24 protein-coding genes and 2 pseudogenes are annotated in these 22,872 nt (G+C 46.8%); 15 read left to right on the top strand and 11 right to left on the bottom strand.

The window, feature by feature from the left end:
* The first annotated feature begins 5 nt into the window (after window positions 1–5).
* Window positions 6–401: an NADPH-dependent 7-cyano-7-deazaguanine reductase QueF gene (locus CMR00_04725; protein ID PIO48426.1), complete on the top strand. Its 396-nt coding sequence runs from the start codon at window positions 6–8 to the stop codon at window positions 399–401.
* Here the strand turns inward: CMR00_04725 and CMR00_04720 are convergent.
* Window positions 398–1,942 (bottom strand): ABC transporter, encoded by a 1,545-nt coding sequence (locus tag CMR00_04720; GenBank protein PIO48425.1) that lies wholly within the window; start codon window positions 1,940–1,942, stop codon window positions 398–400. The genes CMR00_04725 and CMR00_04720 overlap by 4 nt on opposite strands.
* A 109-nt stretch (window positions 1,943–2,051) precedes the next feature.
* Between CMR00_04720 and CMR00_04715 the strand changes: the two genes are divergently transcribed.
* A complete protein-coding gene (locus CMR00_04715) occupies window positions 2,052–2,396 on the top strand; it encodes a ferredoxin (GenBank protein ID PIO48424.1) in 345 nt (114 codons plus the stop codon).
* Window positions 2,397–2,428: 32 nt separating this feature from the next.
* Here CMR00_04715 and CMR00_04710 read toward each other — a convergent pair whose 3' ends face one another.
* Window positions 2,429–3,184, bottom strand: coding sequence for a glycosyl transferase family 2 (locus CMR00_04710; protein ID PIO48423.1), 756 nt, complete (start codon window positions 3,182–3,184; stop codon window positions 2,429–2,431).
* 147 nt (window positions 3,185–3,331) lie between these two features.
* Between CMR00_04710 and CMR00_04705 the strand changes: the two genes are divergently transcribed.
* Window positions 3,332–3,571 (top strand): hypothetical protein, encoded by a 240-nt coding sequence (locus CMR00_04705; protein PIO48422.1) that lies wholly within the window; start codon window positions 3,332–3,334, stop codon window positions 3,569–3,571.
* A 32-nt stretch (window positions 3,572–3,603) separates the two neighbouring features.
* Here CMR00_04705 and CMR00_04700 read toward each other — a convergent pair whose 3' ends face one another.
* The 8 genes and pseudogenes from CMR00_04700 to CMR00_04665 all read right to left on the bottom strand — a co-directional run bounded on the left by CMR00_04700 (window position 3,604) and on the right by CMR00_04665 (window position 10,819).
* The gene (locus tag CMR00_04700) at window positions 3,604–4,566 is read right to left on the bottom strand and encodes a hypothetical protein (protein PIO48421.1); all 963 of its coding nucleotides are present in this window, start codon (window positions 4,564–4,566) and stop codon (window positions 3,604–3,606) included.
* A gap of 30 nt (window positions 4,567–4,596) precedes the next feature.
* Window positions 4,597–5,324: pseudogene (locus tag CMR00_04695) on the bottom strand (ABC transporter ATP-binding protein).
* On the bottom strand, window positions 5,321–6,112 hold the full coding sequence (locus tag CMR00_04690; protein PIO48420.1) for an ABC transporter permease: 792 nt from the start codon (window positions 6,110–6,112) through the stop codon (window positions 5,321–5,323). The pseudogene CMR00_04695 and the gene CMR00_04690 overlap by 4 nt, the downstream one beginning before the upstream one ends.
* An 84-nt stretch (window positions 6,113–6,196) precedes the next feature.
* Entirely contained in the window at window positions 6,197–6,922 is a 726-nt protein-coding gene (locus CMR00_04685) for a 16S rRNA (uracil(1498)-N(3))-methyltransferase (protein PIO48419.1), read from the bottom strand.
* 60 nt (window positions 6,923–6,982) lie between these two features.
* Entirely contained in the window at window positions 6,983–7,693 is a 711-nt protein-coding gene (locus tag CMR00_04680; protein PIO48418.1) for a phosphoribosyltransferase, read from the bottom strand.
* Window positions 7,694–7,913: 220 nt separating this feature from the next.
* Complete coding sequence (gene menA / locus CMR00_04675; protein PIO48417.1) at window positions 7,914–8,870, bottom strand: 1,4-dihydroxy-2-naphthoate octaprenyltransferase; 957 nt, start codon at window positions 8,868–8,870, stop codon at window positions 7,914–7,916.
* 17 nt (window positions 8,871–8,887) lie between these two features.
* Window positions 8,888–9,814, bottom strand: a complete 927-nt coding sequence (locus CMR00_04670; protein ID PIO48416.1) for a hypothetical protein — start codon at window positions 9,812–9,814, stop codon at window positions 8,888–8,890.
* A gap of 48 nt (window positions 9,815–9,862) precedes the next feature.
* Window positions 9,863–10,819, bottom strand: coding sequence for a hypothetical protein (locus CMR00_04665; protein ID PIO48415.1), 957 nt, complete (start codon window positions 10,817–10,819; stop codon window positions 9,863–9,865).
* Window positions 10,820–10,984: 165 nt separating this feature from the next.
* Between CMR00_04665 and CMR00_04660 the strand changes: the two genes are divergently transcribed.
* The 11 genes and pseudogenes from CMR00_04660 to CMR00_04610 all read left to right on the top strand — a co-directional run bounded on the left by CMR00_04660 (window position 10,985) and on the right by CMR00_04610 (window position 19,931).
* Window positions 10,985–11,719: a hypothetical protein gene (locus CMR00_04660; protein ID PIO48414.1), complete on the top strand. Its 735-nt coding sequence runs from the start codon at window positions 10,985–10,987 to the stop codon at window positions 11,717–11,719.
* Window positions 11,720–11,751: 32 nt separating this feature from the next.
* Window positions 11,752–12,738, top strand: a complete 987-nt coding sequence (locus CMR00_04655) for a hypothetical protein (GenBank protein PIO48413.1) — start codon at window positions 11,752–11,754, stop codon at window positions 12,736–12,738.
* Window positions 12,591–13,292, top strand: coding sequence for a hypothetical protein (locus CMR00_04650; protein ID PIO48412.1), 702 nt, complete (start codon window positions 12,591–12,593; stop codon window positions 13,290–13,292). Before CMR00_04655 ends, CMR00_04650 begins: the two co-directional genes overlap by 148 nt.
* Before the next feature lie 31 nt (window positions 13,293–13,323).
* Window positions 13,324–14,694, top strand: coding sequence for an ATPase (locus tag CMR00_04645; GenBank protein PIO48411.1), 1,371 nt, complete (start codon window positions 13,324–13,326; stop codon window positions 14,692–14,694).
* Between the two features lie 35 nt (window positions 14,695–14,729).
* Window positions 14,730–15,440 (top strand): hypothetical protein, encoded by a 711-nt coding sequence (locus tag CMR00_04640; protein PIO48410.1) that lies wholly within the window; start codon window positions 14,730–14,732, stop codon window positions 15,438–15,440.
* Entirely contained in the window at window positions 15,325–15,603 is a 279-nt protein-coding gene (locus tag CMR00_04635; protein PIO48409.1) for a hypothetical protein, read from the top strand. The genes CMR00_04640 and CMR00_04635 overlap by 116 nt, the downstream gene beginning before the upstream one ends.
* Window positions 15,604–15,785: 182 nt before the next feature.
* Window positions 15,786–16,754, top strand: coding sequence for a transketolase (locus tag CMR00_04630; protein ID PIO48408.1), 969 nt, complete (start codon window positions 15,786–15,788; stop codon window positions 16,752–16,754).
* Window positions 16,751–17,131, top strand: coding sequence for a hypothetical protein (locus CMR00_04625; GenBank protein ID PIO48407.1), 381 nt, complete (start codon window positions 16,751–16,753; stop codon window positions 17,129–17,131). Before CMR00_04630 ends, CMR00_04625 begins: the two co-directional genes overlap by 4 nt.
* 86 nt (window positions 17,132–17,217) lie before the next feature.
* Entirely contained in the window at window positions 17,218–17,664 is a 447-nt protein-coding gene (locus CMR00_04620; GenBank protein PIO48406.1) for a universal stress protein UspA, read from the top strand.
* Between the two features lie 240 nt (window positions 17,665–17,904).
* A pseudogene (locus CMR00_04615) lies at window positions 17,905–19,190 on the top strand (sodium:proton antiporter).
* On the top strand, window positions 19,191–19,931 hold the full coding sequence (locus CMR00_04610; protein ID PIO48405.1) for a short-chain dehydrogenase: 741 nt from the start codon (window positions 19,191–19,193) through the stop codon (window positions 19,929–19,931).
* 120 nt (window positions 19,932–20,051) lie between these two features.
* On the opposite strand, the gene CMR00_04605 is transcribed toward CMR00_04610, so the two are convergent.
* Entirely contained in the window at window positions 20,052–20,891 is an 840-nt protein-coding gene (locus CMR00_04605) for a hypothetical protein (protein ID PIO48404.1), read from the bottom strand.
* 297 nt (window positions 20,892–21,188) lie between these two features.
* Between CMR00_04605 and CMR00_04600 the strand changes: the two genes are divergently transcribed.
* Complete coding sequence (locus tag CMR00_04600; protein PIO48403.1) at window positions 21,189–22,832, top strand: hypothetical protein; 1,644 nt, start codon at window positions 21,189–21,191, stop codon at window positions 22,830–22,832.
* Window positions 22,833–22,872: the final 40 nt, after the last annotated feature.

Genomic DNA, 22,872 nt, shown 5'->3' with positions numbered 1-22,872 from the left:
CTCTTATGAAGCCAGAACTGCTCGAAACGTTTGAGAATAAATTCCCTGACCGTGATTACACGATTGAAATTGTCAATCCTGAGTTTACATCCGTCTGTCCCAAGACTGGCTTGCCAGACTTTGGCACAGTTACCATTCGCTATGTGCCCGATAAAGTCTGTGTGGAGTTGAAGTCGCTCAAATACTACTTTCTCGAATACCGTAATGCTGGGATTTTCTATGAGAATGTAACCAACACGATTTTGGATCACTTGCAGGCGGTGTTAAAACCACGAGAGATTACGGTGATCACCGAATGGAAAGCCCGTGGCGGTATCACAGAAAAAGTAACAGCGGAATACAAAGGTAAGCCACAGCGCACGCGTACAGGCTTTGTGGTCGAGAGCCGTTCGCAGGATTAAGTGATGTATTCACCGATTTTTCTTTCGAACTCCATCACGCTCTCGCGTAGGCGTAAAGTTTCTTCATAAGAAAATTCGTATCGAATGTTGCCTTTGTAAAGGCAGCCAATTCTATCCGAGAGCATGATGATTTCTTCGAGTTCCGCAGAAATGAGCAAAATGGCAACGCCTTGCGAACGCACGTCCAAAATCCGTTGATGAATAAACTCAATGGCGCCGATGTCGACGCCGCGCGTGGGCTGCGCCAAAATGAGCAGTTTGAGATTTGGACGCGAAAGTTCACGTGCCGATACCACTTTTTGCTGATTGCCGCCTGAGAGATTCTCAATGCGCTCACTGGGCGAAATTCCTCTAGCAGAACGCACATCAAACTTTTGAATCATCTCATGGCAGAAGGCGTGAAGGGCATCGAGCCTAAACCCGAAGCGTGCTGAGAAACTCGGCTCATGGTGCCGTCCAAACACAAGATTCTCTGCAATCGTGTAAGAGGGTACAACCGCATAGCGTAGCCGATCTTCTGGTACATGTGAGACTCCAAGTTGCGCAATTTCTCGTGGCGTTTTGTCTAAGAGTGAGATGCCCGAGAGCAAAATCTCACCAGAGACACGCGCGCCCTCATCAATCATGCCCCAGAGAGTTTTGAGCAATTCGGATTGTCCATTGCCTTCAACACCAGCAATGCCATAGATTTCACCAGCCGCAATAGAAAACGATAACTGATCCAAACGCCGAACGCCCTTTGCATCAATGTAGGTAAGAGCATGCACATTCAAGACTGTATCGTTGGTCGCAGTGGCGGACTTGGAGAGACTAAACAGCACATCTTTGCCAACCATCAAGCGTGCAAGTGCGTGTTTGTCAGTCTCTTTGGTCGGAAGTGTCTTAACAAGCTCACCTTGTCGCATCACGCTTACATAGTCAGAGAAACTGAGAACTTCATCGAGTTTATGTGTAATGACGAGTATAGTGTTCCCTTTTGCAGCCAGCGCTTTGAGTGTAGAGAAAAGTTGCTGCACTTCGAGTGGCGTGAGCACGGCAGTAGGTTCATCGAGAATCAGAATGCGGGCATTGCGGTAGAGCAACTTCAAAATTTCAACGCGCTGTTCTTCACCGACAGAGAGAGAACTGACCAGTGCATCGGGCTCGACGAAGAGACCAAACTGGCTTGAGAGGGAGCGCAGCGTCTGGCGTGCTGTTGCAACATCGAGTCGAAGCTTATGCACAGGCTCACTGCCAAGAATGACATTTTCGAGGACGCTCAGCGTGGGCACCAGCATAAAATGTTGATGCACCATACCCACGCCCAATCGAATGGCATCGGCAGGTGAGCGTAAAATGGCGCGCTGCCCATCAATGAAAATCTCACCTTCATCAGGCAGATACATTCCGTAAAGAATTTTCATCAAGGTAGATTTGCCCGCACCATTCTCGCCAACAATAGCATGAATCGAGCCATGCTCAACCGTGAGCGAAACATGCTTATTGGCATAAAACTCACCGAACTTCTTCGAAATGTGCTTCAATTCTACAGCGGCTGACATCTTTTTGGTGTAAATGATGTGTTAAAAACAGTTGCTTCTTGCAAAAAGAAAAAAAATGTAAGTTTGCTACGATCCATTTTTTAACCTCAAAGCAGTATCGGAGGATTTGATGCGATTTAGCCACCACCTTTTTACCTGCACAAATACCGCAACCTGTGCTCAGTATGGCAGTGAAGAGATTCAGCAATATCTCAAAGCGCGATTGAAAGAACTTAAGCTGCACCGCGAGATTCGCGCTAACAAATCTGGTTGCCTTGATGCCTGCGGGTTCAGTCCAGTAACCGTCATCTATCCTGAAGGCATTTGGTATCGAATTACCACCGTCGAAGAAGCCGAAGAAATTTTGCGTCAGCACATTCTGGGCGGCAAACCAGTCGAACGCTTGATGGTACGAGACCTCAATCCACATTACAACTTCAGCAAAGAGCATACAACATCGGCAAGTGGCTCATAATCTGCAGGACAAGCTGGTTGAATCACACAGGCTCAATCGCATGGGGTTGGCTCAAAAATCTTGAAGCGCCAGATGCCTAATTTTTGCAATGCATATTGCATAGAAACGCCCAGCACACCAAAGCCGTAGGTGACACTGCGTCGAAAATTAATTGAAGACGCCTCAGCAAAATACTTGGTTGGGCATGTGACTTCTGCAATTTGAAAGCCTGCCCAGAAAATTTGGGCTACCATTTGATTGTCAAAAATAAAATCGTCTGAATTGGCGTGATAGTTGACTTTGAGCAGCACTTCACGAGAAAAAGCACGGTAGCCAGTGTGGTACTCCGATAGCTTTTGATTCATAAGCAGATTTTGAACCAGTGTCAAAAAGCGATTGGCAACATACTTGTAGAGTGGCATACCGCCCGTAAGTGCGCCTTTGCCTAAAATGCGAGAACCGAAGACCACAGGATAAAGCCCGCTGGCAATGATATGTGCCATGGGCGCAATAAGTTTCGGCGTGTACTGGTAATCAGGATGAAGCATAATCACCACATCTGCACCGAGCGAAAGCGCTTTGTCGTAGCACGTTTTCTGATTGCCACCGTATCCACGATTGCGTTCATGGCGAATGATATGACGAATCCCCAAACGACGAGCAACTTCAAGCGTTTCATCTTTGCTGGCATCATCAACCAAAATCACATCATCGACAATATCGGTTGGGATTTCACGGTAGGTTTGCTCTAAGGTACGCGCGGCATTATATGCTGGCAGAACCACGACAATTTTCTTGCCCTGAATCATGTCATAAAAGCCAGTTACATCGTTTCAAGATAGCTTTTTGCATTGTAAATTACCTGCTGTGTATAGAATCTGAAAGGTCTTCAATCTACAAGGTCTAAACAGCTCTGCATCAAAAGACCCTGCTGTGGGTTTCTATGACGAAAAACTATGAAGCCGATTTACTACTTTGCTGCTGCTGGACTTTCTATTGTGCTCTCAATTTACATGTTTGTCTTCGGTACGAGTCCAAATCATGAAGCGGTTGGTGTATTCATTGGATTATGGGCACCGACCATCATTGGGATCGGTATCTACAACGAGCTCATCAACATCTACGAAGAACTCTTGGTGCAGCGGCGCGAACGCGAAAAAGAAAGAGAACGCGAATACGAAAAAGTAAAAAAGTAATTGCGCAATGCTCATCCATACTTTCTCTCATCTCAAAAGACCCGAATAGTCACATATCGGCTAGGATTTCTGCGTAGGTCATTGAGCAGTGAATCCAGTGCTGCAGCTGTGCTGTTGAGATTTTTGTAAAGTGCTGCATCGCCAGTGAGTTTGCCGAGTGTGCTATTGGGATTGTCCAGCCGAGAAATTAAGGTGTCTAAGCGCTGCGTAACAGCATTGAGATTGTGATAAAACGAATCATCGACAAGAAATTTGCCTAATGTGCCATCACCTTTTTTAAGTGAAAGTGAAATGTCATTGAGGTTGCGTGTGATATTCTCTACATTGCCTGCAAGAGCACGGTCGTTGAGCAAGCGCGGCACCAGACCATTGCCTTGTGTAAGTGATGCTGTAGCACGCTCCAGATTCGACACTGTGTGATTTAGTCGCTGCAAGAGCTCATCAGACGTGAGCAGCTGACCCAGTGTGCCTTCTCCACGGTTGATTTTGGAGAGCAGTACGCTGACGCTATCAATCGTGTGTGAGACAGAGCCCAGCACAGTTTCCAACCCCATTGAGGCTTCATATTCCAAATAACTCCCTGCAGGAAGCGGTTTGCCATGCCCGGGTACAACAGCAACAAGTTTATCGCCTAAAACACCGCGTCCTGTAATCGTTGCCCGCGAGCCTTCACGAAAGAGATAGGCGTATTCTTGGTTGATGAGCAAAGTAACCTCGACGCCGATAGTTGTATCGTTAGGCGAGGCAAAGTCGAGCGCCAAGACTGTGCCAACTTTTTTGCCTGCAACCGAGACAAGGTTGTTTTCAGCCAGTCCACCAATATCTGGCACGAAAAGTTTGTAAGTAACTTTCTTCGAGAGTGCACTGGTATTTTTACCAATTACAAGTGCCAGCACAGCCATAACGGCAACACCAAGCGTGAACAAAATGCCCGTGCGCAGGTTGCGCCACTGGACTCTGTCTGAAGTGAAAGTGTTAGCTACTGTTTCTGCCATGGAAAGATGATAATGATTGAGTGCATGTGCCTACACTTCGGCATTTGCAAGAAACGACATAATAAACGGATGCGAAACGTCTTGCATCTTTTCAGGAGTACCGCAATAGATGATTTCGCCGCCGTAAAGCACGGCAACTTTATCGGCGACACCAAAGACATCGCTAATGATGTGTGTAACCATCACAGCGCCAAGTCCAATTTCTTCTTTCAAGCGTTTAATGAAATCGAGAATCTTTTTTGAACTGATAGGATCCAGACCAGCGGTTGGCTCATCAAGCAAGATAAATTCGGGATGAAAGATAAGTGCACGACCAATCGCCACACGCTTCTTCATTCCGCCCGATAAATGTTCAGGCAAAGCGTGCTCGTAGCTTCCAATCCAGCAAATTTGATTTGCTCTTTGATGCGGCGTTGTACTTCCTCTTCCGGCAATTTTAAATTCTCGCGCAGAAAAAAACCTAAGTTTTCACTGACGGTCATAGAGTCAAAAAGCGCATTGCCCTGAAAGACAATCCCCATTTTTTGACGAATTGGAAAAAGCTGCTTTTCCGTAAAGCGACTAATTTCCACACCATCGACATAAATCTCGCCTGATGTGGGTTTGATTAAGCCTAACATCAATTTGATAATCGTGCTTTTGCCGACACCCGAAGGACCGAGAATCATATGAATCACGCGGTCTTCAAAAGTAAGAGAAATGTTCTTGAGAATTTCCCGTGAGCCGTATCGGAGAGAGACATTGCGAAATTCAATCATAGAATTTCAAAGACAAGTTTTGAGATGTAGAAATTAAATACCATCACCAGACCACAAGAGACCACAATCCCTTTAATCGTTGAATTGCCAACACCAACGGTGCCGCCTGTAGCTGAAAACCCGTTGAAGCAGGTAACCAGCGTCATCAAAATTGCAAAGACAGGTGGCTTAAGAAAGCCGACATAAAAATCTTTTGGCACGAGATAGCTCATCACAGGATTCCAGTAAAATGCGGGGTCTAAACTGTGATAGCCAATTGCCATAAATGCGCCAGCAAGCAATCCTGCCGCATCGCAGAGCGCAGTAAGCGGCGGAAACATAATCAGCGCTGCAACAAGGCGCGGCACCACAAGTTTAGCAATCGGGTCTGTGCCAAACGCACGCAGTGCATCGATCTGTTCAGAAATTTTCATAGCGCCAAGTTCTGAGCCATTGCGTGCCCCAACACGCGCTGAGAGCATAATGCCTGTCAGCAATGGTCCTAACTCGCGAATAATTGAGAAAGCTGTTGTGCGCCCAATCAAACCTTTTGCGCCAAATTCTGTGAGAATATTGCCAATCTCAAAGGTCAGTAATCCACCAATCGAGACGGCGCTAACCAATACAATCAGCAGCGACTCGGTACCACTGACATACATTTGATAAGTAACATCTTTCCAATAGCGTCGAGTAGCCCCAAGTGCACCAAATGTGCGCATAGAAAACTCGAAGAACTCCTGCATGGTGAGGAAAAACGCTTTGAGCCGAGCATTGAGTCGTTCAGCATAAGATGGCAAGGTGTTTTGCATTGCGTTCAAGCCTTTAGAATCATGCGAAAATACAGATTTCTAAGCGCTAACTAAATCTTGTCGGAAGTAGTGCCGAGCATGCTATCAAGCAGAGCGTTGACGCAGTTCTTCAGCTCGCACCATAGCCACAACAAAAATGCCCGCAGTGTCTACACGCAAAATCGTTTTGCCAAGAGAAATCTCAATAAAGCCTGCACGATGCGCTGCCTCAACTTCTTCTGGTGTAAAGCCACCTTCGCTACCAATTACAAACAACACACCTTTACCTGCAAACTCTATTTGAATTTTTTGACGCGAAAATTCATAAGGTAACACCCGCAACTCATCTGTGCGCTTCAACACTTCTTCAAAAGGCGTAATCATGTGTAGCTTCGGAATCCGATAACGCTGCGATTGCTTCGTTGCTGCAAGCAAAATATTGCGCCAACGCTTCAGTTTGCTGGGGTACTGCTCCGGTTTGGGACGCGCAACTGTGCGCGCTGTAAGCATCGGAATAATCTCGCTGACGCCAAGTTCAGTGGCTTTCTCCAAAAAATTCTCAAACCGATCATTTGTTTTGGTCAGCGAAATTGCAACCGCAATATGCGACAGAGGCGGCGGCTCAACTTCAACATGTTCAATCTTGGCACTTAGCGAAAATTTCGTAAGGGCAGTAATACGCGTCGTGTAAAGCTGACCTTCGCCATCAATACAGTAGAGCACATCTCCGACTTTTTTACGAAGCACATGACTTGCATGATGAAACTCATCGCCAATAAGCGTGAGCGTATCAGATGAAATTTGCTCAGGCGGCGCATAAAATAAATCCATGGACGCTGTGAGTAGATTAACTCAAGGTTTTGCCTAAATGTTACAAAACTTTTCTAAAAACTATCCAGCGGTTACAGCCAGTGTTGCAATCGTGAGGTGTGCAAGACCAGCGTCAGCAAGCGCACGGGCACACGAGAGCATGGTAGCGCCAGTTGTAAAAACATCATCAATGAGCAAAAGACGCTTGTGAGTAAGAGCCATGGTTGCGCGGAAAACCCCCTTCATATTAGCTTCACGCTCAGAAAGATCTAAGCCTGTTTGCGTGCTAGTGTATCGCGTTCGCTCCACACAAGAAAGCAATGGCAAATGCATCACATCAGCAACCCCTGCCGCAAGCCGCTCGGCTTGATTATATCCTCGCTCAATGTATTTGAGCCGATGCAGTGGCATGAAAGTTACCGCATCAAAGTGAACATGAGGGCGTTCTGTCAAAATTTTATGACCGAGTTTTCTGCCATATTCCACAGCAACTTGCGGCAAGCTGTCATATTTGAACGCATGAATGACAGCTTGAATCTTACCCTCTTTGTAGAAGCGATAGAGCGAAATGGCATCTTGAATCACCGTTTGTGCGGGAAAATTCTTGTGCAGGCGACGCAACATCTCATCAGTGGATTCATTGGGAAGGCTGAAGATGTCAAAATCACGTTCGCAGTCAGCACAAACAAATTTTTCATCGGCAGCAAGCAAGCGACTTTCGCAAACTAAACATAGACGTGGGTAAAAAAGATGAAGTGCAGCATCAAGTGTCGTTTTGAGCGAAGAGAACATCGCAAATCCTATGTTGAATCTGGCAAGTAATTAGCGATAAAGAGCAAAAGTAGCAAACATGAGGAAAATATGCGCCGCAAAAAGTGATAAAAAAAGTAACACAGATAAAGATGAGAAAAGCTGAAAACGAATGGGTGAGCCGCTACCCATTGAGCGGCTCACCCGAGCCTACTTACAAGGAACAGGTTTTTACTTACTATGGGGTAAAACCTAAAACAACTTAGTAAGGCAAAAACGTTCCGATGATAAATCCTAAGATCATCAAAGCGCCAAACTTAGCATGCAGTTGCGCCGCACGCGCTACAATCATCGGGTCAACATTTGGCTGTGTCATGGCAGAAACTTCCTGCGAGAGCTTGATTGCCGAAGGTAGAGCCAACAGCGTCAGCAGCGAAAACCAAGTGAGCTTTGCAAAGGCAATCATCACGCCAACGCTAAGAAATGCCCCAAAGCACAAGACATAGTGAAACTTCTTTGCACTCTTTTCCCCAAGCCAGATTGCCAAAGTGGAAATCTGCGCTTTCTTATCAGCAGGAATATCGCGCAAGTTGTTGATGTGCAAAATGTCATCGACAAGCAAGCCAATCGGAATCGAGTAAATGATGGGTAGCCACGAAAAGGACTTGGTTTGCACATAATATGCGCCGAAAACCATGAGCATTGCAAAAGAAAGAACAACTTGCAAGTCGCCAAGCCCACGGTATTTAAGCGAGAGCGGTGGTGCGGTATAGAAGTACGCTGAGAGTGCGCCGAAGACAATCAAGTAAATCAGCACATCAGCTTTTGGACCTGCTTCAAAGATGAAATAGGCACCAATGGCTGCGGCGATCACAAAGGCAACAATCGTGGCGTTACGAACCTGTTCAGGCGTCAGGGCACCTTGCACGAGAATGTTCATCGCCCCAAAGTTATCCTTGTTATCGAGCCCAGTCTTATAGTCAAAGTAATCATTGACCAAGTTCGTTACGCTGTGAATGGCGACACAGCCAATGATGCACAAAATGAAATTGACAATGCTAAAGTCGAACTCAACAAGTCCCCTCGAGCGCATCCACAGCGCAATGACACCACCCATAATTGCAGGGATAACAGATGCGCTAAAAGAATAGGGTCGCAAGGCTATCCACCAAGTTTGCGCTGCAACCGGCTTTGCATCTTGAACAGATGATGTATTCATAGAGAAAAGAGATAGAGTTATTGAATAAAGATGGCAATTGCGTAACCAATAATCATTGCTAAACTGCCAAGCGTCACGACACCAATGGCTTGCGACATGGCAGGCTGGTACTGTGAAAGGTCGCTGTAATGCTGCGCAAGTTTAAGCATTTTGAGCGACATCGGCAGCGTGAGCAAAATGAGCAGACAAGAAAGAGGCAGCATGCCGAATACAACACAAGCTATTGGGAAAAGATAAGCAAGGATTGTAACGACAGTGAGCACTTTCACAGCTGTGGCTTGTCCTAACTTTACAGGCATCGTGAATTTTTTGTTCTTGACATCGTCATCATGGTCAAAGATGTTGCTCACGATACCGACATTCATCACGAAAATGCCGATGGGCACCGCTGCAAGAATCGGCGACCAATTAAACGACTGCGTCAGAACAAAATAGACGCCGAAGACGACCATAGGTCCGAACGCTAAAAAGAGCGAGGTTTCACCTAAGCCACGAAAGTTAAGGCGAACAGGCGGTGAGGTATAAAAGAGCACAATAAACGCACCAACTGCTGTGAGAATCAAGACAGGTGCGCCAACGTGCAGCAAAATGTAAAGACCAGCAGCCAGTGCAAGTGCAAGGCAGAGTAAAAACGCCAGCAGAACTTGATTAGCGCTAATGATGCCGCGCACGAGAGGGCTGTCGTGAAATTGTTGGTCTTTGTTGGCGAAGTTACCATTCTTGTAATCAAAGTAATCGTCAATGAAATCCGCTGCCGTGTGGGCGAAAATGATACCAAGAAAGGCAAGCAGAAAAATTGTCCAGTCAAATGCGCCGTGAGCGTAGGCAATCACACCGCCGAGAATAGCAGGCAGCGCGCTGGTCACAAGAAAGGGCGCACGTGCGGCTTTAATCCAAATGCCAATCCACTCACCAAGTGAAAATTGTTTTACCGTGGTACTCATAAGTCTTTACCTTCTGAATTGAGGAAAGAAGTTTCTAAAAAGAAGTTGTTAGGTCATAATAAAGCCGATGCTAACCAGCACGCCGAAGGTGATAAGCACAGCAATTGAGCGCACTGTTGCCCAGAGGTATTCATGCACTTCGCTGCGCTGACCTTCGACCGTGCGAACAACAGAAATCGCAAACGGAATAGAGAGCAGACCAAGGAGTGTCAGCATAGGTAAAATTTGCATGGCTACGCCTGCAATCAAGACAAGGTAGCCAGCCATGAGGAGCGATTTGATAACGCTGTTATTAAGTTTAATAACAAAAGAGCGACCTGCTTCCTCACGCAGTTCATAGCGCGCACCTTTGAGATACGCAACAACCGTAACAAAGCAGGCGACAGGCAACGACATCACCAAAGGTACAAGATTGAAGCTCGGATGAAGAGCGTAATAGACTCCCATCATAGAAAGCGGTCCAAAAGTGATGAAAATGACGACCTCTTTGTAGCCACGAAGCATCAGCGGTGTAAAGAAAATCGCAACCAAACCGCCCAAGAGTGCAAAGAGCAAAATTTCGTAGCCAATTTTATATGTGAAGTATATTCCAATCAAAGCATCAAGTACCAGACACAAAATGCCGGCGACGAGAGTCTGTTCATCTTTGAAAAGGTTATCGGCAAAGAAAGGACGCCAGCCAGCGAAAATTTTGGTATGCGCATCGCGCTGGTCGGTGTGGAAATTTGTGCCGTAGTAGTAGAGATAATCGCCGCCAGCTTGTCCGATAAAGAGACCCAGCGCAAGAAGCAGAAAGTGAAATGTCTCAAAATACCCTTGATGATAAGCGATGGCGCCCGTCACAATAGCAGGAATTATGGAGGCGCTGAAAAGCAAGACTTTGATGATGCGAATGGCTTTTTCTCTCTGAGGAGAAAGCGCAAATTGCGGCTCAGCTGCACTGCTGGTTTGTGCACCGGCAAGTGAAGTAGCCGATGGCTCTAAGGCGATGTTACTGTTTGGCATGTAGACTCCAAAAAAAGCGTTAGAAGTAAAAGCAGTTAAGCTATGACAGGTGCGGTAAGGAACTTCGACCGACCCGTCAGTCGGCTCTAAGAACAGGAGGAGAATAAAATTCGTTCATTCGTATATCTTTTTTGACACAAACTTTTGAAATCATTTTCTGTACAAATGATACAACGACAGACTTTGCTTGATGCAATCGTATCACAATCTCTTCAACACGCAAGGTTGCTGTTCGCTATAATCGCTATAAGTATCTGTCTTCACTTAAGCCTATCGCAAGAAGTGTGGGCGCAAACTGCACTGCCTGATGCCTTCAAGTGTGCGCGCCTGAAATACTCAGGTGGTGGCGATTGGTATAACGATCCTTCCGCTGTGCCAAATCTTATGAAGTTTATCCGCGAAAGAGTAGGTGTGCTAGCGCCGCTCAAGGAAGAAATCGTTGAGGCTTCAAGCCCAGCGATATTTCAATACTCTTTCGTCTTTATGACTGGACACGGCAACGTGCGCTTTACCGAAGCAGAGCTTGAAAACATTCGTAACTATCTCAAATCAGGCGGATTCATTTACGCTGATGATGATTACGGAATGGACAAAAGTTTTCGACGTGAAGTCAAGCGAATTTTTCCGGGTACAGACCTCGTAGAATTGCCATACACGCATCCGATTTATCACATCTATTACAAGTTCCCAAACGGCTTACCCAAAACGCATGAACATGACAACAAGCCGCCGCAAGCCTTTGGACTCTTCTACAATGGCAGGTTGGTGCTGCTCTACACATACGAATCCAATCCAAGTGATGGCTGGGCAAATCCTGATGTGCATAACGATCCGCCTGAAAAACGCGAAGAAGCCTTAAAATTCGGTACAAACATCGTACTCTACGCAATCAGTAACTGACGCTTTGCCTTTACGAAACTTTGAGATCTGACATGTCAAGCGCTTCGCTGCTGCTGTGCAATGTGCAGATTGTGCATCCGAGTGGTACGCTAACAGCATATCGTGCGCTGGAAATTCAGTCAGGAAAAATCGTGCGTTTCTTTGTAGAGCCTGAACCAAAGCAGGTTAAAACAGCACATTGCCTTGATGCCAAAGGCAGTTTGCTGCTGCCTTCGTTCTGCGATAGCCACACGCATTTTTCAGAATACGGACTCCAACTGACGCAACTGAACTTGTCTGGACTTTCATTGCCCGAAGCCTTAGAGAAAATTCGCAAAAAGGCAGAACAAACTCCGAAAGGCAGATGGATTACAGGTAGTGGTTGGACGCGCCATGCGTTTGGCGCGTTCCCAACTGCCCAGCTGCTTGATGAAATTTCAACTGAACATTTCATTGCGCTGCGCAGTGCGGATTGGCATGCAGCATGGTGCAATTCACCCGTTTTGGAGAAACTTCATCCGAACGAATTTTCCGCAGAAGAATTGCCCAGAGAGGAGTGCGGACGATTCAAAAGTGTGGCGTTTGAGCGTGCTGCAAAAAAAGCTATGGCATTAGTGCAAATTTCAGCCAAAGAGCGGCAAGCGGCAATTGAGCTAGCACAAAAAGAATTCTTCAAACTCGGCATCACTGAAACAGTGACGATGGAAGATGCAAGTGCGCTGACGGACTACCATGCTTTAGAGCGCAAGCTCAAACTGCGCGTGCGTGTTGTGGTCTATCTTGAATCACTTGATGCTGCAAAAAATTTTATGCCGCACATCCTGATAGCGGCACAACACTCGAGGCAGCAAAACTTTTTCTCGATGGCTCGCTGGGCTCTGAGACATGCTCTATGCTTGAGCCTTTTGAAGGGCAGCACTTGTCGGGCATGGATTTTTACGCTGATGCGGATCTGGTTAAACTCTTCAAGCTCATTGAGCGTGAAGGGCTTTCAATTTCGGTTCATGCTATTGGCGATAAAGCGGTGCGTCGTGCTCTGAATGCGTTTGAAGAGCTGCATGCTTTGCAGAATTCTCATAGAGCAAAACGGTTAGCACATCGCATTGAGCATGCTCAAACCATTCACGATAGCGATGTAGGGCGCTTTGCAGCGCTTGGTGTTGTGGCATCCATGCAACCGGTTCATATTCGCGCCGATATTGCACCAGCACAAAGACTATTGGGGACACGCACCGATCGACTCTACCGATTTCAATCGTTGTGCGCCTGTGGTGCGACACTCATCTTCGGCAGTGATGCGCCTGTTGAGACGCCAAATGTACTTGAGGGATTGCGCTATGCCGTAGCAAGATGTGATGTACAAGGTCAAGTGTGGCATGCACAAGAGCGGCTTGCACTTCAAGATGCACTTAAAGCCTACACGAGCACGCCACGAGAGATAATCGGTGCGTGTCGTGGTGTGCTTCAAGTCGGCAGCGAGGCTGACTTGGTGCTGCTCTCTGAAAATATCTTTCAAATGCCTGCGCAAAGCCTGACACAAACGCAAGTTTTAGCAACTATCTTGGATGGTGAAGTCGTCCATTCAATTTTGTAAATTCGACCTTCGAAATTGAAACCACACACTTGTGAAGCCATACATTCGAATTGCGTCTGGACAGGGGTTTTGGGGAGATTTGCAGCGTGCACCACTCGATCAAGTTCGGCTCTCCAAGGGCGACACCGCCATTGATTACATGATGCTCGACTACCTTGCCGAAGTAACAATGAGCATCATGCAAAAGCAGCGTCAGAAAGACCCAACGCTGGGCTATGCACGCGATTTCCCTGACTTACTTGCACAAATTTTGCCTGAGCTTTTGGAAAAAAACATCAAAGTGATCACCAATGCAGGCGGTGTAAATCCGCTGGCATGCCGTGATAAGGTTTTTGAAGTAGCAAAGAAGCTTGGTATCAAGGGGTTAAAAGTTGGGGTAGTGATGGGTGATGATATTATGGATAGGCTTGATGCACTGCTAGCTTCGGGCGAGGAGTTGCGCAACATGGAAACTGGCGAGCCACTTTCTGCGATTCGAGACCGAGTGCTTAGTGCAAATGTCTATTTTGGTGCGCAGCCGATTGCACAGGCGTTGTGCCAAGACGCGCAGATTGTGATAACAGGTCGCTGCACAGACACGGGACTGACACTTGCACCGATGATATACGAGTTTGGTTGGAAAGAAACCGACTGGGATTTGCTGGCAGCAGGCACCGTAGCAGGACACATTTTGGAATGTGGTGCACAAGCCAGTGGCGGCAATTTTCTTGGCGACTGGGAAAGTGTGCCAAACCTTGAAAACATTGGTTTCCCTATTGCAGAAATGCATGCCGATGGCACATGTTTCATTATGAAGCATGAGGGTACAGGTGGACTAATCAATCAAGCCGTAATTAAAGAACAGCTATGCTATGAGATTGGTAATCCTGCTGAATACATCACGCCCGATGGTGTTGCCGATTTCACAACGATTCACTTGGAAGATGCCGGCAAAGATCGTGTCAAGGTCTTTGGTGTGAAAGGCAAACCTGCAACAGCGTTTTACAAGGTCTCAATATCTTATGCTGATGGTTGGGTAGCCTTTGGCAGTTTGACCTACGCGTTTCCGGATGCGCTCAAAAAAGCAAAACGTGCCGATGAGATTCTGCGTGCGAGGTTGAAAAATTTGGGGTTAGTGTTTGATGAAATTCATACGGAGTTTGTCGGTGCAAATGCCTGTCATCAACATTTAGAGTCGCTGGAGCATGTCAATGAAGTGCAATTGCGCGTCGGGGTGCGTAGCCACGATAAAAAAGCTGTCGAACGGTTTGGCTACGAAATTGCGCCATTGATTCTGACAGGTCCGCCAAGCGTAACAGGCTTTGCAGGCGGTCGTCCAAAGCCGTCAGAGGTGATTGCTTATTTCCCAGCGCTAATTGACAAGAGCAAAATTGCACCGCAGGTCGTCGTAGAAGAGATTTAAGAAAAACTTTTTTTGTCAATTTAGACTTCGAAAACATGCAAATACCCAGAAACCCAACTCAACATATGCTCAAGAAATCTGTTTGCCTGCTCTACCTTTGGCTGTTGACAACGGCGACGACGTTCGCGCAGCAAGGTAAGTTGATTGGTCGTGTAACGGATGATGGTGGCAATCCATTGCCAGCCGTTTTAGTAGCAGTTTCAGGCGCATCGGCAACTGAAGCGGCGTTCTCTAACGCACAAGGCTACTATGTCTTTCTCAATATCCCGCCCGGAGAATACAGTATCAAAGCAAGCAAGAAAGGGTTAGCAAATTGGAAAGGGCAAGTAAATGTGAGCGCTGGTACGACCAATCGGCTCGATATTCGCATTGGCAGTGATGAAAAACAGGTTGCTGCAGCGCAGCCAAAGAAAGAGACATCAAAACCAACTGAACCTAAACTAGCTGACACGAAACCCACAGAACCTAGGCGCTCTGAGCAAAAGCCCACAGAAAAGCCTGAAGAATCTAAACCGACTCAGCCAGCTGTAGCTGAAAAGTCAGAAGATGAAAAAGCTGCAGAGCAAGCCGTTCAAGCAGCATCTCAGTTGCTCTCCGATGCAGATGTTTCTGCATTAGAATCAATGTCGCCTGCAGAGGTCGTGGGAGGAATTGCGTCAGTCTATAAAAAACTTGAAGTATCCAGATTTTGCACGTCGGCAAAAATTGCAAGGACAGGTAGTTGCAAAAGTCTATATCGACAGTGAAGGCAATGTGGCAAAAATTCAATTGCTGAAAACGGCTCACGAGGTCTTTAATGAAGAAGTCTTCCGCACACTGACCGAAGAAGTAACCTACAAACCGGCTACAATGAACGGCAAACCTGTCTCAAGCTCACTGATTGTGCCTGTAAAGTTTGAGCTAAAGTAATGTAGTTAGGTTAAGATGATATGATGGTCGCACAAGGTGCAAGATATCAACGTCTTGTGTACAAAGGTTAAAAAGTGGCTTTCTCATGCCTGTCTTTCTAACTTGCTTCTTTGAAAAAGATACTCGAGGCACAGTATTCGGAATGAACCCTGACAACAAAATAAAATCAAGTAGCCCAACACATGAAGCGATACGAATCAAGGGGCGACAAAGCCACGCGCGCGGGGTTTGGCGAAGCACTCCTAGAAATTGGTAGCCAAGATGACCGTATCGTGGCACTATGTGCCGACCTTACGGAATCATTGCAAATGAAAAAGTTTGAAAAAGCCTTCCCACATCGCTTCTTCAATACAGGTATTGCCGAAGCTAACATGATTTCCATTGGTGCAGGACTTGCACTTGCAGGCAAGATTCCCTTCGTGGGCACCTTTGCCAATTTTGCAGCAGGACGCAGTTTCGACCAAATTCGTCAGTCGGTCTGCTACTCCGAAATGAATGTCAAAATTTGTGCTTCGCACTCTGGTCTGACACTCGGCGAAGATGGTGCAACACACCAAATTCTCGAAGATATTGCACTGATGCGCTCACTGCCAAATATGACCGTGGTTGTCCCCTGCGATTATAGCGAAACGAAACGCGCTGTGCATGCCATTGCACGGTACAAAGGTCCCGTATATCTGCGATTTAGCCGACCGGCTTTACCTGATTTTTCAACTGAAGACAAGCCATTTGAACTGGGCAAGGCAATTGAGCTCTGCGAAGGTAGTGATGTTACGATTATTGCTTGTGGCGTCATGGTCTGGCGCGCACTGCAGGCAGCCGAACAACTTGAAGCAGAAGGTATCTCGGCACGTGTGCTCAACATGCACACCATTAAACCGCTCGATGAATCAGCAATTCTCAAAGCGGCAAGAGAGACAGGTGCAATTGTAACTGCCGAAGAACACCAAATCAATGGCGGACTGGGTGATGCTGTGGCAAACGTGGTGGTGCGTCATTTCCCGGCGCCCGTCGAAATGGTAGCCGTGATGGATAGCTTTGGCGAGTCGGGCACACATCTGCAACTGCTGGAAAAATACGGTCTGACAGCCGAACGCATCGTTGAAAAAGTAAAGTCTGCTTTGAAACGCAAAGCGATGGCGGCGTTATGATGGCTATTCTCAAGTATCTATGGACATTTCCTTCTACGCTGTTAGGGCTGACGTTTGTGCCGCTTGCATACTGTTCAGGTGGCGGCGCACAAGTGGTGCAAGGCGCGCTCGAAGTCCATGGCGGTCTGGTATCTGCTTGGCTAAAACTATGCCGTGCTAACGCCATGACAATTGGACATGTTATTTTAGGTCGCAACAAAGATGCACTTCAAGCCTCTCGCCAACATGAGCATGTCCATATCCGTCAGTATGAAGCGTGGGGGATATTTTTCATTCCGGCTTATTTATTATCATCGCTTGTGGCTTGGCTCTGTGCAAAACATCCATACTACGACAACCGCTTTGAGCAAGAAGCATTTGACAAGACGCACGATTAGGACACTTGGCACAGACAAAACTTTTGGAGAGCGCAAAAGATTATCGCATATTTTTATTGCCATTCAATTTGTAAAAAGGGAATCCTATGATCTCTATCAAAAAAATTCTCTGTCCTGTAGATTTCTCTGAAGTCTCTCACAATGCCATACGCTATGCGAAAGAATTTGCCTGTGCCATGAATGCAGAGATCATTCTTTTGCATGTGGTTGAACCGATTACGATGACAGCAGAAACCGTCCCGTATGTCTCTGAAGCCGAGTTAGAACGCAATGCCAAAGAGGAGTTGGCAGCAATTGCAAATAAAGAATGCCCGAGCACGCTAACAGTAAAGCAACTTGTCAAAATCGGCATTGCGCCAGATACGATTATCAAGGTAGCAGAGCAAGAGGATGCAGATATTTTGATTATGGGCTCGCATGGTAGAACGGGATTAACTCGACTGTTGTTAGGCAGTGTTACCGAAGCTGTGATGCGCCAAGCAAAACTTCCGATTCTCGTGGTCAAGCAAGAGGAAAAAGAGTTCGTAAAATAAGTTTTTCAAAAAACATAGCTCTGGCTAACCTGCGCTCAATGCTTCCGTTTTGCATTGAAGTAGCGCAAGTCTCTTCCGAAAGTGTAAGTCAAGACGTGATAGTCCTCAAGGTAACGTAAAACACATTCAAAAGTTTCTCATTTCAAGAAGATTAAATTTTGTGAAGTGCGTTGCAAGAATAGTTGCGCTGAATTACGTTATCGCAAAATTCCTTCAAGCTAAATCTCCAAATGAATAACCATGCACAGCATTCCTGTTTGGTCACTGACGCCATTTGTGCTGATGTTAGGTGCAATTGCTGTCTTTCCCTTGACCTTGAATCACTGGTGGGAGCACAACCGAAATAAACTCATTATTGCGATTGCGCTATCTGTGCCGATAGCGATTTGGCTTGTTGCTGCAGGTCATTGGCATGAATTAGAGCATGCCCTGATTTTTGACTATGTGCCTTTTGTGGTGCTCTTGGGTTCGCTGTTTGTGATTACAGGCGGCATTCGAGTAACGGGTGACATTGAAGCCAAACCCCTCATTAACACCACTTTTCTGGCAATTGGTGCCGTCCTTGCCTCGTTTATTGGCACGACTGGTGCAGCAACGCTGCTCATTCGTCCAGTTCTGCAAACCAACAAGGAGCGAATCTTCAAAGTCCATACCGTGCTGTTTTTCATTGGTGCAGTAGCTAACTGTGGAGGCTTACTGACGCCGCTGGGTGATCCGCCGCTCTTCATTCTTTATTTGCGTGGTGTCCCATTTGAGTGGTTCTTAGAGCTTTTGCCGCAGTGGGCGATGGTCAATCTGCTTTTGTTAGTGATTTATTTCAGCGTCGATACCTATTTCTATGACAAAGAACCAATTGAAGCTATCAAGCGCGACATCACGGAAATTACCCCAATTCGCATTCGGGGGACACTAAATTTTGTGTGGCTACTTGGTGTCATTTTGTCAGTTGCCTTCCTCAATGAGCAGTACATTCCAGCCTTCAAGGAATTGCCAGCCGCCAAGTTTGTGCGTGAAGCAATTATTGCAGGACTAGCTGCACTCTCACTTTACACGACACCTAACGAGGTGCGCGAAGGCAATAACTTTACTTGGGCGCCAATTGAAGAAGTGGCCTATCTCTTTCTGGGCATTTTTATCACGATGGTGCCGTGTGTGATGTATCTCGAGGCAAATGCGCAATCGCTGGGGGTAAGCAACGCTCCGCAATTCTACTACGCAACAGGCGCGCTAAGTGCAGTGCTGGACAATACACCGACGGCACTTACGTTTTACTCACTTGCAGTGGGTCTTGCTCTCAACACGCCACAGATGATTGCAGGCGTACCTGATGAGATTCTAAAAGCTATCTCAGTATCGGCAGTATTCTTCGGCAGCCTGACTTACATCGGCAATGGACCAAACTTTATGGTCAAAGCCGTCGCCGAAGAAAACGGCGTAAAGATGCCAGATTTTTTGCATACATCTATAAATTCTCGCTGTTAGTCTTACTGCCGATTTTCCTGATTGTACAATTTATCTTTTTCTGAATGCAAGAAGCGTCAGCAGAAAAAGTCTGTTTTATCACAGGTGCAGCTGGACGTCTTGGCAAAGCTATGGCGCTGGCGCTAGCACAGCGTGGCTATGCTATTTGCTTTACCTATCGTGCTTCACTTGCAGAAGCGCGAGAAACGCTCAAAGCCTTACGCCAGCATTCGCCAAAATCGCAAATGGTGCGCTGCGATATTGCCAAAGTGCGCTCTATTGAAAACGCATTCAAATTTTTTGAGCGCCGATTCTCCCGCCTCGATCTCTGCATCGCCAACGCATCAAACTTTTTCCCAACACCCTTGCCTCATGTCAGCGAAAAAGATTGGGACACGCTGGTCGATACTAACCTCAAAGGGACATTCTTTACCATGCAATATGCGGCACGCATTATGATGAAGCAGCCTTTCAATGCCCGCATGATTACGATGGCAGATGTAGCGGCAGAATTGGTGTGGCGACGCTATGCACCATACACGGTCTCAAAAGCAGGCATCGTACATCTGACCAAGATATTTGCAAAAGAATTTGCCCCGAAAATTCTTGTCAATGCAATCGCGCCGGGTACCATGCTCCTGCACCCTGAGCGCGACAAGCCATATGAGCGTGAGATTCTCCAAAAAATCCCACTCAAACGATTAGGGACGCCCGATGAGGTTGTCAAAGCAATGCTGTTCCTTGTGGAAAGTGAGTATATGACGGGGCAAGTCGTAACCGTTGACGGCGGGCGAGTGTTATACTAAATGGTCGTGGCAAGTAGGTAAATAAAAAAGCCCTGTTTCAACAGGGCTTTTGGGCAAGCATAGCACAATTGGGCATTTGCTTGCTCGAGCGTGCTAACCGCTATACTTCTTGGTTAGACGTTATTTTGATTTCACCGCATCCGACGCGCTGCTCAGGCTCTTAGCAATCCAGCCAGCCAGACCCGACTTATCGACGATGGTTCTGGCAACATCACCAGATTGTACGATAGCGAAATAAGGCAGCGTGATGGTCGCTAAAATAGGTGCTCCAATAAGCATCGTGATAAATTGCGTAAGGCGATCTTTGTGCGTAAGATCGCTAATAAGTGCTGTAACGCGGTAGGTGCCCATCAGAGGCAGGAACGGCGTCATCATCACGTTGGTAACGGCTTTAGTAGCGCCATCGACGAAGGCATCGGGTTTGAATTCTTTTTCGGACTTGTCGAAGCCAGCACCCAGCACTTCTGGCACTTGGTCTGCCATAGCGAGGAAGGCTTTGTCAATGCCTTTTTCGCGAATACGCGCAGAGGTGAAATTGGCAGCTTCGTATAAGCCCATCAACACGTTGAGCGGTGCAGTGAGAATCAGAGACAGAACACCAGCCACCCACTTTTGCGATTCATCACCATTCTTAACGAAATCAGCCCCGAGTTTGAAGCCGCGATAAATACCTAAAATTGGGATGTAGGGCCAACTGGTGCTGAGTACAATCCATGCTGTCAGCCAGTCGTTCATGCGGCGCTGGGCAGGATCGTCAATATGTTCATATTTTAATTTCCCACTGATGTAATCGCCAAACATCTCGAAGGCGTTTCTGCCTGTGTCTTTGATTTCTACCTTCATGCCGAGTGATTCGCTGACTTCAGGCAGGAATTCAATCGTGTGTGGCAGTGTAAAGTGATAGGCGAGTGCGGTTGGCAAAACGCGGATAGCGTCCGCTCCCGTTGCATTTACAGCCATAGTTTTTCTCCTTTGCGATTAAGGTTAGCGAAACAAGAGTCATTCAAAACTTGCAGCTTTGAAACGAGATGATTGGCGAGAGCCGCCGAGTCAAATCGTTTGTGCGCATAAGTGCGCCTGCCTTGTGTACTGCACTGTCTTTTGCCTTACTGCTACTGTGAATTTAGCACATGTGAATTGGTATTTCAAAAAAAAATTCACCGTCCAAATCGGCTTTATGTAATCTTGTCCAAACCGCTTTTTGGCATATCTTTGCAAAAGTATGTCGCTATTGTCTAATCAAATTAGTGTTCGAACTTGAACCCACGAGAAATTTTCAAGTCACCTCTCGACGACAGTGAAGGCGTTATCAACGTGCGCAAGTATAGACCTGAGGCGGCATCAAAAACAGTTAAAGTCGAGCTTGAAAGTTTCCCTGACCAGCCACTTGAAAGTATGCCGCAGAGTGCAGGGTCGCTCAATGAAGAAATTGGTGCGGCGCTCTCTGAAATTTTAGCCATTATCAAAGAAACAGTTCAAGCACGTACTGTAGCCTTCTGCTGGGTAAATCGAGCCAAAAAAAAATTTATCGTCTCGGCAGTACAAACGGATTCGGAAAACTTCACACAGGAAAAATCCTGGGCGTTTCAGAGTGATGCTGTAACACAAATTGTCATTGCGCAAAAAGCGCAACTCTACACTGAAATCAGCCCAAGCGATGAGCCTGCGCTCGTGCCGTACTATCAAGCACCTAACACCATCAAAGCCTTTATGGGCGTGCCAGTCTTCTACCGCGATGACATCTTGGGCGTGCTATTTGCCGATAGCCTTGTAAAAGGTGCATTTGGACACGACGATGTACATCTGCTTAGCCGATTCGGTAGGCTCTGCTCTGCCTTTATTGAAAAATATGACCTCAAATCAAGCTACATTGAAAGCACACGATTTGCAGACGCAGCGCAGTTTCTAACGCATGGCCTCTACCGCACACTCGATCTGAATGACATCTTGCAGCGTTTCTGCGAGAGTGTCTCACAAGCCATAGACTTTGACCACTTAGCACTTGCGTTACTCAATCGCAAGTCTGAACTGATTGTAAGAAAATCTATCAGTAAATCTCAATACATTGCCGAAGGGCAGGCTATTGATCTTGAGCGCTCGGCTGTGGGACATGCGGTAACCAAAGGAAACTACGGTGCAATTGACGATCTGTCACAACTTGGCGAAACCCCGCGTTTTTATGTCGGGGAAACCATCAGCACCTCAGCATCGAGTGCAACGGCAAAGCAAGGCTCTATGTTGATTCTCCCGATTCGTCTTGGTGATCTTACAGCGGGCGTACTTACGCTGGAGCATAGAGAAACGCGTTATTTCAACGCAGAACTTTTCCGGAAGGCACGCTTTTTTGTTGAAACGCTTGCACTTGCCTTGCACCGACTGTTGCTCGATGACCAGCGCCGCACACTGACGCCAATTGACGAAGAGACAGGCACACTTTCACTGCGAACCTTCTATACCCGACTCAGCGCAGATATCAACCGCTGCTTGCGTCATCAACAAGCCTTAGCATTGATTCTCATTGAGTTTGATAATCCTGACGCACTACGCGCCCGATACGGCGCAACTTCACTTTCAATGATGATGCAACAAGCAGCAAGAATTATTGCTGCCAATACGCGCAGTTACGACCTACTTGCGCGCTTTGGCGAACTCAGTTACGCTGTCTGCCTTACAGGTATCAGCGAAACCCATGTACGTTTCTGGGCTGAGAAAATTCGCGAACAAATCTTAAATTTCGCATTCGAGACAGAAGATAAGTTCAAGAACATCATTGCAACCGTGAGTATCGGAATTGCCCGCCTCCGTGAAAATGAGCCCGAAATCGAGACGCTTGTTGCCAATGCACAGAAAGCCTTAGAGCATGCAAAGCTCTCAGGCGGCAACGTGGTAAAAATTTTTTGAAGAAGGAATGAAAAAGCTAAGAAAAAGTGTTTGCACTCGT

Source organism: [Chlorobium] sp. 445, assembly GCA_002763895.1.
Lineage (GTDB): Bacteria > Bacteroidota > Chlorobiia > Chlorobiales > Thermochlorobacteraceae > Thermochlorobacter.
The sequence above is the reverse complement of the archived record's forward strand: the minus strand, read 5'-3'. Positions and strand labels throughout refer to the sequence as shown.

What these genes read in the sequence shown, in the direction of transcription:
- CMR00_04640 (PIO48410.1), top strand. Translation starts at nt 14,730, where the DNA reads ATGCAAATACCCAGAAACCCAACTCAACATATGCTCAAGAAATCTGTT.
- CMR00_04685 (PIO48419.1), bottom strand. Translation starts at nt 6,922, where the DNA reads ATGGATTTATTTTATGCGCCGCCTGAGCAAATTTCATCTGATACGCTC.
- CMR00_04625 (PIO48407.1), top strand. Translation starts at nt 16,751, where the DNA reads ATGATGGCTATTCTCAAGTATCTATGGACATTTCCTTCTACGCTGTTA.
- CMR00_04660 (PIO48414.1), top strand. Translation starts at nt 10,985, where the DNA reads ATGATACAACGACAGACTTTGCTTGATGCAATCGTATCACAATCTCTT.
- CMR00_04715 (PIO48424.1), top strand. Translation starts at nt 2,052, where the DNA reads ATGCGATTTAGCCACCACCTTTTTACCTGCACAAATACCGCAACCTGT.
- CMR00_04650 (PIO48412.1), top strand. Translation starts at nt 12,591, where the DNA reads ATGCTTGAGCCTTTTGAAGGGCAGCACTTGTCGGGCATGGATTTTTAC.
- CMR00_04665 (PIO48415.1), bottom strand. Translation starts at nt 10,819, where the DNA reads ATGCCAAACAGTAACATCGCCTTAGAGCCATCGGCTACTTCACTTGCC.
- CMR00_04610 (PIO48405.1), top strand. Translation starts at nt 19,191, where the DNA reads ATGCAAGAAGCGTCAGCAGAAAAAGTCTGTTTTATCACAGGTGCAGCT.
- CMR00_04680 (PIO48418.1), bottom strand. Translation starts at nt 7,693, where the DNA reads ATGTTCTCTTCGCTCAAAACGACACTTGATGCTGCACTTCATCTTTTT.
- CMR00_04630 (PIO48408.1), top strand. Translation starts at nt 15,786, where the DNA reads ATGAAGCGATACGAATCAAGGGGCGACAAAGCCACGCGCGCGGGGTTT.
- CMR00_04655 (PIO48413.1), top strand. Translation starts at nt 11,752, where the DNA reads ATGTCAAGCGCTTCGCTGCTGCTGTGCAATGTGCAGATTGTGCATCCG.
- CMR00_04700 (PIO48421.1), bottom strand. Translation starts at nt 4,566, where the DNA reads ATGGCAGAAACAGTAGCTAACACTTTCACTTCAGACAGAGTCCAGTGG.
- menA (PIO48417.1), bottom strand. Translation starts at nt 8,870, where the DNA reads ATGAATACATCATCTGTTCAAGATGCAAAGCCGGTTGCAGCGCAAACT.
- CMR00_04670 (PIO48416.1), bottom strand. Translation starts at nt 9,814, where the DNA reads ATGAGTACCACGGTAAAACAATTTTCACTTGGTGAGTGGATTGGCATT.
- CMR00_04725 (PIO48426.1), top strand. Translation starts at nt 6, where the DNA reads ATGAAGCCAGAACTGCTCGAAACGTTTGAGAATAAATTCCCTGACCGT.
- CMR00_04605 (PIO48404.1), bottom strand. Translation starts at nt 20,891, where the DNA reads ATGGCTGTAAATGCAACGGGAGCGGACGCTATCCGCGTTTTGCCAACC.
- CMR00_04705 (PIO48422.1), top strand. Translation starts at nt 3,332, where the DNA reads ATGAAGCCGATTTACTACTTTGCTGCTGCTGGACTTTCTATTGTGCTC.
- CMR00_04690 (PIO48420.1), bottom strand. Translation starts at nt 6,112, where the DNA reads ATGCAAAACACCTTGCCATCTTATGCTGAACGACTCAATGCTCGGCTC.
- CMR00_04620 (PIO48406.1), top strand. Translation starts at nt 17,218, where the DNA reads ATGATCTCTATCAAAAAAATTCTCTGTCCTGTAGATTTCTCTGAAGTC.
- CMR00_04720 (PIO48425.1), bottom strand. Translation starts at nt 1,942, where the DNA reads ATGTCAGCCGCTGTAGAATTGAAGCACATTTCGAAGAAGTTCGGTGAG.
- CMR00_04710 (PIO48423.1), bottom strand. Translation starts at nt 3,184, where the DNA reads ATGATTCAGGGCAAGAAAATTGTCGTGGTTCTGCCAGCATATAATGCC.